Source organism: Streptomyces sp. TE5632, from assembly GCF_054061295.1.
In genome coordinates, this window is sequence record NZ_JBSSEA010000003.1 from 3,241,689 (window position 1) to 3,254,931 (window position 13,243).

Consider the following 13,243-nt stretch of genomic DNA (forward strand, 5'->3'; position numbering starts at 1 on the left):
CTCCGGCCGGCCCCAGGACCCCCGTTTCAGACCCCACGACTTACGACCCTGAGAGGGATTGACGCATAGTGCTCGACGTCAACTTCTTCGACGAGCTCCGGATCGGCCTGGCCACCGCTGACGACATCCGTCAGTGGAGCCACGGCGAGGTCAAGAAGCCCGAGACCATCAACTACCGCACCCTCAAGCCGGAAAAGGACGGGCTCTTCTGCGAGAAGATCTTCGGTCCGACCCGGGACTGGGAGTGCTACTGCGGCAAGTACAAGCGCGTCCGTTTCAAGGGCATCATCTGCGAGCGCTGTGGCGTCGAGGTCACGCGCGCCAAGGTGCGCCGTGAGCGGATGGGCCACATCGAGCTCGCCGCGCCCGTCACGCACATCTGGTACTTCAAGGGCGTTCCGTCGCGCCTCGGCTACCTGCTCGACCTCGCCCCGAAGGACCTGGAGAAGGTCATCTACTTCGCGGCGTACATGATCACGTACGTCGACGAGGAGCGCCGCACCCGCGACCTGCCCTCGCTGGAGGCGCACGTCTCCGTCGAGCGCCAGCAGGTGGAGAACCGTCGCGACGCCGACCTGGAGGCCCGCGCCAAGAAGCTCGAGACCGACCTGGCCGAGCTCGAGGCCGAGGGTGCCAAGGCCGATGTGCGCCGCAAGGTGCGTGAGGGCGCCGAGCGTGAGATGAAGCAGCTGCGCGACCGCGCGCAGCGCGAGATCGACCGTCTCGACGAGGTGTGGAACCGGTTCAAGAACCTCAAGGTCCAGGACCTGGAGGGCGACGAACTGCTCTACCGCGAGCTGCGTGACCGCTTCGGCACGTACTTCGACGGCTCGATGGGTGCCGCGGCGCTGCAGAAGCGCCTGGAGTCCTTCGACCTCGAGGAGGAGGCCGAGCGTCTCCGCGAGATCATCCGCACCGGCAAGGGCCAGAAGAAGACCCGTGCGCTCAAGCGCCTCAAGGTCGTCTCCGCGTTCCTGCAGACCAGCAACAGCCCCAAGGGCATGGTGCTGGACTGCGTGCCGGTCATCCCGCCGGACCTGCGTCCGATGGTGCAGCTGGACGGTGGCCGCTTCGCGACCTCCGACCTGAACGACCTGTACCGCCGCGTGATCAACCGCAACAACCGCCTGAAGCGGCTTCTCGACCTCGGCGCGCCCGAGATCATCGTGAACAACGAGAAGCGCATGCTCCAGGAGGCCGTCGACGCGCTCTTCGACAACGGCCGTCGTGGCCGCCCGGTGACGGGCCCCGGCAACCGTCCGCTGAAGTCGCTGTCCGACATGCTCAAGGGCAAGCAGGGCCGCTTCCGTCAGAACCTGCTCGGCAAGCGCGTGGACTACTCCGCGCGTTCCGTGATCGTCGTCGGTCCGCAGCTGAAGCTGCACCAGTGCGGTCTGCCGAAGGCGATGGCGCTGGAGCTGTTCAAGCCGTTCGTGATGAAGCGCCTGGTCGACCTGAACCACGCGCAGAACATCAAGAGCGCCAAGCGCATGGTCGAGCGCGGCCGCACGGTCGTGTACGACGTCCTTGAAGAGGTCATCGCGGAGCACCCGGTTCTGCTGAACCGTGCGCCCACGCTGCACCGCCTCGGCATCCAGGCCTTCGAGCCGCAGCTGGTCGAGGGCAAGGCCATTCAGATCCACCCGCTCGTCTGCACCGCGTTCAACGCGGACTTCGACGGTGACCAGATGGCCGTGCACCTGCCGCTGTCCGCGGAGGCGCAGGCCGAGGCCCGCATCCTGATGCTGTCCTCGAACAACATCCTCAAGCCGGCCGACGGCCGTCCGGTGACGATGCCGACCCAGGACATGGTCCTCGGTCTGTTCTTCCTCACCACCGACGGCGAGATGCGTGAGCTCAAGGGCGAGGAGCGTTCCTTCTCCTCGGTCGCCGAGGCGATCATGGCCTTCGACGCGGGCGAGCTGTCGCTCCAGTCGAAGATCGACGTCCGCTTCCCGGTCGGCACCATCCCGCCGCGCAACTGGATGCCGCCGGCGCGTGAAGCGGATGAGCCGGAGTGGCAGCAGGGTGACAGCTTCCGGCTGAGCACCACCCTGGGCCGTGCGCTCTTCAACGAGCTGCTGCCCGAGGACTACCCGTTCGTCGACTACGAGGTCGGCAAGAAGCAGCTCTCCGAGATCGTCAACGACCTCGCCGAGCGCTACCCGAAGGTCATCGTGGCGGCGACGCTCGACAACCTGAAGGCGTCCGGCTTCCACTGGGCGACCCGCTCCGGCGTCACCGTCGCCATCTCCGACGTCGTCGTTCCCGAGGCGAAGAAGGAGATCGTCCACGGCTACGAGGCGCAGGACGAGAAGGTCCAGAAGCAGTACGAGCGCGGTCTGATCACCAAGGACGAGCGCACGCAGGAGCTCATCGCGATCTGGACCAAGGCGACCAACGAGGTCGCCGAGGCGATGAACGACAACTTCCCGAAGACCAACCCGATCTTCATGATGGTGAACTCGGGCGCACGAGGCAACATGATGCAGATGCGTCAGATCGCCGGTATGCGTGGTCTGGTGTCGAACGCGAAGAACGAGACGATCCCGCGGCCCATCAAGGCCTCGTTCCGTGAGGGTCTGTCCGTGCTGGAGTACTTCATCTCCACGCACGGTGCCCGTAAGGGTCTGGCGGACACCGCTCTGCGTACCGCCGACTCGGGTTACCTCACCCGTCGTCTGGTCGACGTCTCCCAGGACGTCATCATCCGCGAGGAGGACTGCGGCACCGACCGCGGTCTGAAGCTGCGGATCGCCACGCGGGAGGCCGACGGCACCCTGCGCAAGGCGGACGACGTCGAGACCAGCGTCTACGCCCGCATGCTCGCCGAGGACGTCGTCATCGACGGCAAGGTGATCGCGCCGGCCAACGTCGACCTCGGTGACGTGCTCATCGAGCAGCTGGTGCACCACGGTGTCGAGCAGGTCAAGACCCGTTCGATCCTGACCTGCGAGTCCGCCGTCGGCACCTGCGCCATGTGCTACGGCCGTTCGCTGGCCACCGGCAAGCTGGTCGACATCGGTGAGGCGGTCGGCATCATCGCCGCCCAGTCCATCGGTGAGCCCGGTACCCAGCTGACGATGCGTACCTTCCACACCGGTGGTGTGGCGGGTGACGACATCACCCAGGGTCTGCCGCGTGTCGTCGAGCTCTTCGAGGCCCGTACCCCGAAGGGTGTCGCCCCGATCTCCGAGGCCGCCGGCCGCGTCCGGATCGAGGAGACCGAGAAGACGAAGAAGATCGTCGTCACCCCGGACGACGGCAGCGACGAGACGGCGTTCCCGATCTCGAAGCGCGCCCGTCTGCTGGTCGGCGAGGGCGATCACGTCGAGGTGGGCCAGAAGCTCACCGTGGGTGCCACCAACCCGCACGACGTGCTGCGCATCCTGGGTCAGCGGGCCGTCCAGGTCCACCTGGTCGGCGAGGTCCAGAAGGTCTACAACTCGCAGGGTGTGTCGATCCACGACAAGCACATCGAGATCATCATCCGGCAGATGCTCCGCCGTGTGACGATCATCGAGTCCGGCGACGCCGAGCTGCTGCCCGGCGAGCTGGTCGAGCGCTCGAAGTTCGAGACCGAGAACCGTCGTGTGGTCCAGGAGGGCGGTCACCCGGCCTCCGGTCGTCCGCAGCTGATGGGTATCACCAAGGCCTCGCTGGCGACCGAGTCGTGGCTGTCGGCGGCGTCCTTCCAGGAGACGACCAGGGTCCTCACGGACGCGGCGATCAACGCCAAGTCCGACTCCCTGATCGGCCTCAAGGAGAACGTCATCATCGGTAAGCTCATCCCGGCCGGTACGGGCCTGTCCCGTTACCGCAACATCCGGGTCGAGCCGACCGAGGAGGCCAAGGCCGCGATGTACTCGGCCGTCGGCTACGACGACATCGACTACTCGCCGTTCGGCACGGGCTCCGGCCAGGCCGTTCCGCTGGAGGACTACGACTACGGTCCGTACAACCAGTAGGCGAGTCGCCTGAAGTACCGCAGGGCGGTCACCCCGTACACCATGGGGCGGCCGCCCTGCGGCGTCCCGCGACCCGTACCGGTGAGGTGCAGGAGTGACCTGCACCGGTGACCTGTACCGGTTTCGTGACGCGCAGCCCATGCCGTAAGGCTTTGCGCGGGCGCATGATGGAATGACGTGTGCAGTCGGGGGAGGTACCTGGTGTCGCAGTCGCCGTATCCGTCGTGGCAGCCCTGGCAGGGGCGAGGCACTCCACAGCCGTGGGGTGGACCGGGCGGGCCGCAGCCGGGCGGGCCCCCGATGCTGGCCTCGCACGCGGACCGGGAGCGCACCGTGGACGTGCTCCGGGCCGGGTACGCGGAGGGCCGTCTGGACCAGCAGGAGCTCGAGCGGCGGGTGGCGCGGGCCTACCAGGCCCGTACGGTGGCGGATCTCTCGCTGCTGGTGGCCGATCTGCCGCAGGGCCCCGTGCCGCAGACCGCGGTGATGCAGCAGCACGCCGTTCCCATGGCGCCGGCGACGTTCCTGCCCCGGCAGAAGACCAACGAGAAGGCGATCGGGTCGATGGTGTGCGGGGTGCTGTGCCTGGCGACGGGCGGGGTGACCGGCATCCCGGCCGTGGTGCTGGGGCACATGGCCCGTGCGGAGATCCGGCGCTCTGGGGAGCAGGGGGACGGGCTCGCGGTGGCCGGGCTGGTGCTCGGCTGGCTGTCCACGGCCGGCTGGGCCGCTTTCCTGTTCCTGTTGGTCATGTTCGGTGTCGCGTCGGTGTGACGCGTGGGGGAGCGGAAAGGGGCCGGGGTCACCCTTTCGAAGATCGTTCGCTTTCGCGGGCTTCACTCGCTCCGCGCGGAGGCGGGATGACGGCCCATTTGTTTTGACCGCAGCCAATGCTATAGGTACGCTCAGACCTTGTGCCTGGGGTGTGCCCTGGCCTCCGCGCGTGCCGTCAGACCGCGCCGGGGGCTGTGAACGGCCACCGCGATCATGCGCTTCTTTCTGCCTTGCGGCGGGAGTCCGCGGGATTCGACACACCCGACCGCGTGGGTCGGTGACGTTCCAGGTTAGCTGTACCTATCGGCACACAGAAACCGGAGAAGTAGTGCCTACGATCCAGCAGCTGGTCCGTAAGGGCCGGCAGGACAAGGTCGAGAAGAACAAGACGCCCGCACTCGAGGGTTCGCCCCAGCGCCGTGGCGTCTGCACGCGTGTGTTCACCACCACCCCGAAGAAGCCGAACTCGGCCCTCCGTAAGGTCGCGCGTGTGCGTCTGACCAGCGGCATCGAGGTCACTGCTTACATTCCGGGTGAGGGACACAACCTGCAGGAGCACTCCATCGTGCTCGTGCGCGGCGGCCGTGTGAAGGACCTGCCGGGTGTTCGCTACAAGATCATCCGCGGCTCCCTCGACACCCAGGGTGTCAAGAACCGCAAGCAGGCCCGCAGCCGCTACGGCGCCAAGAAGGAGAAGTAAGAATGCCTCGTAAGGGCCCCGCCCCGAAGCGCCCGGTCATCATCGACCCGGTCTACGGTTCTCCTCTGGTGACCTCCCTGATCAACAAGGTGCTGATGAACGGCAAGCGCTCCACCGCCGAGCGCATCGTCTACGGCGCCATGGAGGGCCTTCGCGAGAAGACGGGCAACGACCCGATCATCACGCTGAAGCGCGCTCTCGAGAACATCAAGCCGACCCTCGAGGTCAAGTCCCGCCGTGTCGGTGGCGCCACCTACCAGGTGCCGATCGAGGTCAAGCCCGGCCGTGCCAACACCCTGGCGCTGCGCTGGCTGGTCGGTTACTCCCGCGCCCGTCGCGAGAAGACCATGACCGAGCGTCTGCTCAACGAACTCCTCGACGCCAGCAACGGCCTCGGTGCCGCTGTGAAGAAGCGCGAGGACACGCACAAGATGGCCGAGTCCAACAAGGCCTTCGCGCACTACCGCTGGTAGTCGCTACCCACATCGAGACCGAGAGAAGACTGAAGCCTTATGGCTACCACTTCACTTGACCTGGCCAAGGTCCGCAACATCGGGATCATGGCCCACATCGACGCGGGCAAGACGACCACCACCGAGCGGATCCTGTTCTACACCGGCGTGTCGTACAAGCTTGGCGAGACCCACGAGGGTTCCGCCACGATGGACTGGATGGAGCAGGAGCAGGAGCGTGGCATCACGATCACCTCTGCTGCGACGACCTGTCACTGGCCGCTCGAGGACAACGACTACACGATCAACATCATCGACACCCCGGGGCACGTCGACTTCACCGTAGAGGTGGAGCGTTCCCTGCGCGTGCTCGACGGTGCCGTGACCGTGTTCGACGGTGTCGCCGGTGTCGAGCCGCAGTCCGAGACGGTGTGGCGTCAGGCCGACCGTTACGGTGTGCCGCGTATCTGCTTCGTCAACAAGCTGGACCGTACCGGCGCGGAGTTCCACCGCTGCGTCGACATGATCAAGGACCGCCTGGGTGCGCAGCCGCTGGTCATGCAGCTGCCGATCGGTGCCGAGGCCGACTTCCACGGCGTCGTGGACCTGGTCCGCATGAAGGCGCTCGTGTGGTCCGCCGAGGCCGCCAAGGGCGAGATGTACGACGTCGTCGACATCCCGGCCACGCACACCGAGGCCGCCGAGGAGTGGCGCGGCAAGCTGATCGAGGCCGTCGCGGAGAACGACGAAGAGATCATGGAGCTGTACCTGGAGGGCCAGGAGCCCACCCAGGAGCAGCTGCACGCCGCGATCCGTCGCATCACCATCGCGTCCGGCAAGTCCACCGACACCACCATCACCCCGGTGTTCTGCGGCACCGCGTTCAAGAACAAGGGCGTTCAGCCCCTGCTCGACGCGGTCGTGCGCTACCTCCCGACCCCGGTCGACATCGAGGCCATCGAGGGCCACGACGTCAAGGACCCCGAGGTCGTGATCAAGCGCAAGCCGTCCGAGGACGAGCCGCTGTCGGCCCTCGCGTTCAAGATCATGAGCGACCCGCACCTCGGCAAGCTCACCTTCGTCCGGGTCTACTCGGGCCGCCTGGTGTCCGGCACCGCCGTGCTGAACTCCGTCAAGGGCAAGAAGGAGCGCATCGGCAAGATCTACCGCATGCACGCCAACAAGCGTGAGGAGATCGAGTCGGTGGTCGCCGGTGACATCGTCGCCGTCATGGGCCTGAAGCAGACCACCACCGGTGAGACGCTGTCCGACGACAAGCAGCCGGTGATCCTGGAGTCCATGGACTTCCCGGCGCCGGTCATCCAGGTCGCCATCGAGCCCAAGTCGAAGGGCGACCAGGAGAAGCTGGGCGTCGCGATCCAGCGCCTGGCCGAGGAGGACCCGTCCTTCCAGGTCCACTCGGACGAGGAGACCGGCCAGACCATCATCGGTGGTATGGGCGAGCTGCACCTCGAGGTGCTGGTCGACCGCATGCGCCGTGAGTTCAAGGTCGAGGCCAACGTCGGCAAGCCGCAGGTCGCCTACCGCGAGACGATCCGCAAGGCCGTCGAGCGCGTGGACTACACCCACAAGAAGCAGACCGGTGGTACCGGTCAGTTCGCCAAGGTGCAGATCGCGATCGAGCCCATCGAGGGCGGCGACGCCTCGTACGAGTTCGTGAACAAGGTGACCGGTGGCCGTGTGCCGAAGGAGTACATCCCTTCGGTGGACGCCGGTGCGCAGGAGGCCATGCAGTTCGGTATCCTCGCCGGCTACGAGATGACGGGCGTCCGCGTCACGCTTCTCGACGGTGGCTACCACGAGGTGGACTCCTCCGAGCTCGCGTTCAAGATCGCCGGTTCGCAGGCCTTCAAGGAGGCCGCGCGCAAGGCTTCGCCCGTGCTCCTCGAGCCGATGATGGCCGTCGAGGTCACCACGCCCGAGGACTACATGGGTGAAGTCATCGGCGACATCAACTCCCGCCGTGGCCAGATCCAGGCCATGGAGGAGCGGGCCGGTGCTCGCGTCGTGAAGGGCCTCGTGCCCCTTTCGGAGATGTTCGGCTACGTCGGGGACCTCCGCAGCAAGACGTCGGGTCGCGCAAGCTACTCGATGCAGTTCGACTCCTACGCCGAGGTTCCGCGGAACGTCGCCGAGGAGATCATCGCGAAGGCCAAGGGCGAGTAACGGACTCCGTTCACACGCTTTAGGCTTGACCCCGGAGCCTGCTTGGGGCATTCCGCCGAAAACCCGGTGGAATGCCCCCGGCCCCGGGCTTTCCAGCAAAGATCACCTGGCGCCGATGAGTAAGGCGTACAGAACCACTCCACAGGAGGACCCCAGTGGCGAAGGCGAAGTTCGAGCGGACTAAGCCGCACGTCAACATCGGCACCATCGGTCACATCGACCACGGTAAGACGACCCTCACGGCCGCCATTACCAAGGTGCTGCACGACGCGTACCCGGACCTGAACGAGGCCTCGGCCTTCGACATGATCGACAAGGCGCCCGAAGAGCGCCAGCGTGGTATCACGATCTCGATCTCGCACGTCGAGTACCAGACCGAGCAGCGTCACTACGCCCACGTCGACTGCCCCGGTCACGCGGACTACATCAAGAACATGATCACGGGTGCCGCCCAGATGGACGGCGCCATCCTCGTGGTCGCCGCCACCGACGGCCCGATGCCGCAGACCAAGGAGCACGTGCTCCTGGCCCGCCAGGTCGGCGTTCCGTACATCGTCGTCGCCCTGAACAAGGCCGACATGGTGGACGACGAGGAGATCCTGGAGCTCGTCGAGCTCGAGGTCCGTGAGCTCCTCTCCGAGTACGAGTTCCCGGGCGACGACGTTCCCGTCGTCAAGGTCTCCGCTCTGAAGGCCCTCGAGGGCGACAAGGAGTGGGGCAACACCGTCCTCGAGCTGATGAAGGCCGTGGACGAGTCGATCCCGGCTCCCGAGCGTGACGTCGACAAGCCGTTCCTGATGCCGATCGAGGACGTCTTCACGATCACCGGTCGCGGTACGGTCGTCACCGGCCGTATCGAGCGTGGCATCCTCAAGGTCAACGAGACCGTCGACATCATCGGCATCAAGACCGAGAAGACCACCACCACGGTCACCGGCATCGAGATGTTCCGCAAGCTGCTCGACGAGGGTCAGGCCGGTGAGAACGTCGGTCTGCTGCTCCGCGGCATCAAGCGCGAGGACGTCGAGCGCGGCCAGGTCATCATCAAGCCCGGTTCGGTCACCCCGCACACCGAGTTCGAGGCCCAGGCCTACATCCTGTCGAAGGACGAGGGTGGCCGTCACACCCCCTTCTTCAACAACTACCGCCCGCAGTTCTACTTCCGTACGACGGACGTGACCGGCGTCGTGACCCTCCCCGAGGGCACCGAGATGGTCATGCCGGGTGACAACACCGAGATGAAGGTGGAGCTCATCCAGCCCATCGCCATGGAAGAGGGCCTGAAGTTCGCCATCCGCGAGGGTGGCCGGACCGTGGGCGCCGGCCAGGTCACCAAGATCAACAAGTAAGCTCCGGCTGCTTGCTGATCCGACCTGGTAGCTCCACCGCGAGCACCTGAGAGGGCCCGCACGACTTCGGTCGTGCGGGCCTTTTCGTGTTGCAGGGGCCGATGGTGTCAACCTCCATGTCCTGCCTGTCACTCGATCGCGGGAAGGGTTGGCATATGCGCGCCGCAGAGCGGGAGACGGCCCTAGTTTCGGATCATGCTCAGCTCATCCCATGAGGCCCTGCACCGGATCTTCCAGGAGGACCCGGGCCTCTTCGCCCGTGCCGTCAGAGGGCTCGGTGTCTCCTTTCCGCCGCCTGTTTCCGCCTCCCCGCTTCCCACCGACCTCACGGAGAACCGTCCGATGGAGCGGCGGGTGGACACGCTGCTGAGGATGGACACCGAGGACGGCGAGTTCATCCTGGCGGTCGAGTCCCAGGGAAAACGGGCCCCCGACAAGCCCGCGAGCTGGGCGTACTATCTCTCCCACCTGTACGCCAAGTACGGCATCCCCCCGGTCCTCCTCGTCGTCTGCGCGGACCGGTCCACCGCGGCCTGGGCGGCCCGGCAGGTGGACATCGGCCCGCCGCAGTGGCCCTCGCTCACCCTGCGTCCTCTGGTCCTGGGGCCGGACAGTCTGCCGGTGATCGCCAGCCCCGACGAGGCCGCTCGCGACATTCCGCTCACGGTCCTGTCGGCGGCTCTGCACCGCCGGGATCCGGACGCCGATGCCATACTGAATGCGCTGGCAAAGGCACTGAAGGGCTTGTCGGCCGACGACGAGGACACCGCGGGCACCTTCATCGAACTCACCGAACAAGGCCTCGGCAAGACGCCGGCCGCGGATCTCTGGAGGCACCTGATGGCTGTCGACCTCTCTTTCTTCCAGTCGGAGACTGCTCAGAGGCTTCGGGCGGAGGGCCGTGACGAGGGCCGTGACGAGGGCCGTGACGAGGGCCGGATCGAGGGCCGGGCGGAGGACATCCTGCGGCTGCTCGCCGGCCGGGGGATCGAGCTGTCCGCGGAGGAGCGGGAGCGTATTGCCGGGTGCGGTGATCTGGCCACGTTGGATGTCTGGTTCACCCGGGCGATCACGGCCACGTCGGTGGCGGAGGTCTTCGCGAGCGGTGAGGCGGGCTGAGCCGGTTCGGCGGCGCGGCAGCGATGCGCGGAGAAGGGGGGTCACTCGCGGGTGCCCGCGATTTCCACCGCACGGCGTCGTAGGGCTCTACTGGGTGACGTCCGATGCGGGCCCCGACCGCCCCGACCGCCCCGACCGATGGACCGTCGCCGGGCGTCCGGTACATGGTCGCGACCGGGCCTATCGCTCCCGGTCACCGGGCAGCGAGCGCAACAGGCGAAGCTCGCGAACGCCGGTGGTCTCCAGTTCGGCCGACGAGGCGGTCATCGGGTCGAGGAAGACCACTTGGCCGTTGTTGTTGTGCACGTGGACGAGATGGCCGGTGATCTCCCGGCCACCGAGTTCACGTCGGACCCAGACCAGACCTCGGGAGTCCGGCCCCGTGGTGCCGACCGCGCGGATGATGTCGTCCCAGTCGTCCACCGCCGTCGTCCACCGCCGTCGTCCACCGCCGTCGGCTCGAACTCCGGAAAGTAGCGCCGGGCCAGCCTGCTCCACCATCCCGGAGCCTCGTGGCCCGGTTCCCAGGGCAGGGGCACGGCAGGAGTGCCGTTGATCGCGGAGTGCAGGGAGACGACGCAGCTCCGGGCGTTGATCCGGCGGGACTGGTTCTCGATCCGGCGGGCCGCCTCCTCCAGCGGGCCGCCTCCTCCGGCGGGCCGGCTCCAGGTCGGCGAGCGGGATGCTCGGCGCCGGGTGGAAGGGGCTGCCGCCGTTCTTGGGCACCACGACCGAGGCCGCGAGCATCGGCGTTTCCGGACAGCCGGCCTGCGGCAGAGCCCGGCAGGCCATCAACCAGGCGCTGGGAGCCCCGTGCACGGGGTAGGGGGTGGCCAGTTGGACGAGACCGCCGTAGGTGGCGTTCAGCCGGGCCGGGGCCTGTCCATCAGGCCCCGGCATCTCGATGACCCTTCTTCGGGAGCCAGTTGCCGGATGCGCGCATTTCCATGTACTGCTCGGTCGTGGGGAATGTCGGTGCCATGTGGGCAGGCGTGCCGTCATGCGGCACGACGACGACCGGACTGAACGGCTTCTTCGTGAAGTCACCCGTCTCGACATGCTCCTTCAGGTCGAAGCACACGGTCCATCCGTACGTGAACTCGACGGGCGTGACCGGTCAGACCTGGTGGCTCCACCGCAAGCCTTTTCGCATGACCGTCAAAGACGGCCCGCGTGGGTCACCGAACTCTCGTCCTCCGGAAAAGGACGACCGCCCAGGCGGTGGCGCACACGAAGAGCACCGCGTGGACCCAGGGCGCCGCGCCGCTGCTGTCGGAGTCCAGCAAGGTAAGGGTGAACAGCACGGCGAAGACGGCCATGGAGGAGAGGGTGCCGAGGAACTGGTGGCGGGTCCGCTGGACGGTTCGGCCCGGGCCGTCGGTCAGGTCCATGGCGTAGACCTCCACCTGGCCGAGTTCCTGCTGTGCGCTGCGTCCGGTGGCCGCCAGGTGTTCCCGTGCCTCGGTCACATGCCGCTGTGCGGTGCGCAGGGGGAGGCCGTGCCGTCCGTGCAGCAACTCGCCCAGTCTGCGCAGCCATTGCTCATCATCGAGCCGTCGGCCCTCGCCGGGGGAGAACCATCGGTTCACCGCCCGTGCGGGTATGGCCGGCCCAAGGGCGCCGAGCAGTACCCCGCACCCTGCCGCCGCGATCGGGGGGAACGGGAAGGAGTGGGCGTCCCGGATCGCGGGGAGGGTTGCGAGGTGGACGCCGACCGCGGTGATGACGCCGGCGCCGGCGCCGTAGAGCCAGGCGGTCCGGGTCCGCCCCGCCGCCCGCAGGGCGGGGAAGACCGCGAAGCCGACGGCCACGAACACGGACGTGGAGAGGGACAGGAGGAGAGCCGAGGCGCCGGACAGCTCCTCACCGCTGAAGGTTCCGGCCACGGCCATGATCAGGACGGCGATGCCCCCTGCCACCATGCCCTGCCGGAAATGCGTGGCCGGTGTCCTGCCCTCGAAGTCGTGTGTGCTGCGGTGCCCGGCGTCGACCCGTTCGGTGGCCACCACGGCGGCGTACTCCTCGGCGGGGCCGAAGAGTACCTCCGCCGGCTGTCCCGCCTCGGTGACCGCCTCGGCGACTTCCTCCAGTACACGGTTCACCAGCTCGCGCGGCACGCTGTGCACGAGGGCGAGTTCCAGTTCCAGCTTGTCGGCCCAGGCATCCCGGTCGCTGTGACCCGGCCGGGTACCGGCGGCGGCCTCCGTCATCGGTCTTTCTCCTGTTCATGAGGTGTGGCGGTGGGGTCGGCCGGGAACGCCGCCACCGTGTCGACCGCCGTGCGGAACTCCTGCCACGCCTGGCGCTCCCGTGCCAGCCGACCTCGCCCCGCATCGGTCAGCCGGTAGTACTTCCGGCCGGGGCCGCCCTCTCCCGGGGCCCATCGGACCTCGACCGCGCCGTCGTCGGCGAGCCGCGTCAGTGCCGGGTACAGCACGGCGCCCTTGACCGTGCCGAGTCCCGATTCCTCGAGCTGTTGGAGCAGTGCGTACCCGTAACTCTCTCCGCGCTCCAGCGTGGCCAGAAGGCACAGCGGCAGGACGGCGCGGAGCCATGCGGGCTGGATGTCACCCATGCATCGACCCCCTCTTGATCAAGACTAGTCTGAAATTCAGAATAGTCGGGTGTCAAGAGTATGCAGGGAAATAGGTCAGGGGCGAACAGTGTCGACGAGGGCCCCGGCGGCGGGGCCTG

General features: G+C 67.2%; 10 protein-coding genes and 1 pseudogene. 7 read left to right on the plus strand and 4 right to left on the minus strand.

The annotated features are described in order from the left end of the window. Positions 1-68: 68 nt before the first annotated feature. The 7 genes from ACVW19_RS20055 to ACVW19_RS20085 all read left to right on the plus strand — a co-directional run bounded on the left by ACVW19_RS20055 (position 69) and on the right by ACVW19_RS20085 (position 10,549). Positions 69-3,968 carry a DNA-directed RNA polymerase subunit beta' gene (locus ACVW19_RS20055; protein WP_457460710.1) on the plus strand — a complete coding sequence of 1,300 codons (3,900 nt, stop codon included), beginning with the start codon at positions 69-71 and terminating at the stop codon, positions 3,966-3,968. Between the two features lie 300 nt (positions 3,969-4,268). Beyond that, a complete protein-coding gene (locus ACVW19_RS20060) occupies positions 4,269-4,742 on the plus strand; it encodes a DUF1707 and DUF4190 domain-containing protein (protein ID WP_457460711.1) in 474 nt (157 codons plus the stop codon). Positions 4,743-5,070: 328 nt separating this feature from the next. Next, positions 5,071-5,442, plus strand: a complete 372-nt coding sequence (gene rpsL / locus ACVW19_RS20065) for a 30S ribosomal protein S12 (protein WP_003948652.1) — start codon at positions 5,071-5,073, stop codon at positions 5,440-5,442. Positions 5,443-5,444: 2 nt separating this feature from the next. Beyond that, complete coding sequence (gene rpsG / locus ACVW19_RS20070; RefSeq protein WP_181650348.1) at positions 5,445-5,915, plus strand: 30S ribosomal protein S7; 471 nt, start codon at positions 5,445-5,447, stop codon at positions 5,913-5,915. A gap of 39 nt (positions 5,916-5,954) precedes the next feature. Beyond that, positions 5,955-8,081 (plus strand): elongation factor G, encoded by a 2,127-nt coding sequence (fusA, locus tag ACVW19_RS20075; protein ID WP_457460712.1) that lies wholly within the window; start codon positions 5,955-5,957, stop codon positions 8,079-8,081. Positions 8,082-8,236: 155 nt separating this feature from the next. Next, positions 8,237-9,430 carry an elongation factor Tu gene (gene tuf, locus ACVW19_RS20080; RefSeq protein WP_202275714.1) on the plus strand — a complete coding sequence of 398 codons (1,194 nt, stop codon included), beginning with the start codon at positions 8,237-8,239 and terminating at the stop codon, positions 9,428-9,430. A gap of 195 nt (positions 9,431-9,625) precedes the next feature. After that, positions 9,626-10,549: a hypothetical protein gene (locus ACVW19_RS20085; protein ID WP_457460713.1), complete on the plus strand. Its 924-nt coding sequence runs from the start codon at positions 9,626-9,628 to the stop codon at positions 10,547-10,549. Between the two features lie 180 nt (positions 10,550-10,729). Here ACVW19_RS20085 and ACVW19_RS20090 read toward each other — a convergent pair. The 4 genes and pseudogenes from ACVW19_RS20090 to ACVW19_RS20105 all read right to left on the minus strand — a co-directional run bounded on the left by ACVW19_RS20090 (position 10,730) and on the right by ACVW19_RS20105 (position 13,124). Then, positions 10,730-11,088 (minus strand): annotated as a pseudogene (locus tag ACVW19_RS20090) (toxin glutamine deamidase domain-containing protein). A 347-nt stretch (positions 11,089-11,435) separates the two neighbouring features. Further along, complete coding sequence (locus tag ACVW19_RS20095) at positions 11,436-11,630, minus strand: hypothetical protein (RefSeq protein WP_457460714.1); 195 nt, start codon at positions 11,628-11,630, stop codon at positions 11,436-11,438. Positions 11,631-11,727: 97 nt separating this feature from the next. Then, positions 11,728-12,759, minus strand: coding sequence for a hypothetical protein (locus ACVW19_RS20100; protein WP_457460715.1), 1,032 nt, complete (start codon positions 12,757-12,759; stop codon positions 11,728-11,730). Then, positions 12,756-13,124: a PadR family transcriptional regulator gene (locus ACVW19_RS20105; RefSeq protein WP_457460716.1), complete on the minus strand. Its 369-nt coding sequence runs from the start codon at positions 13,122-13,124 to the stop codon at positions 12,756-12,758. Before ACVW19_RS20105 ends, ACVW19_RS20100 begins: the two co-directional genes overlap by 4 nt. Between the last annotated feature and the right edge of the window lie 119 nt (positions 13,125-13,243).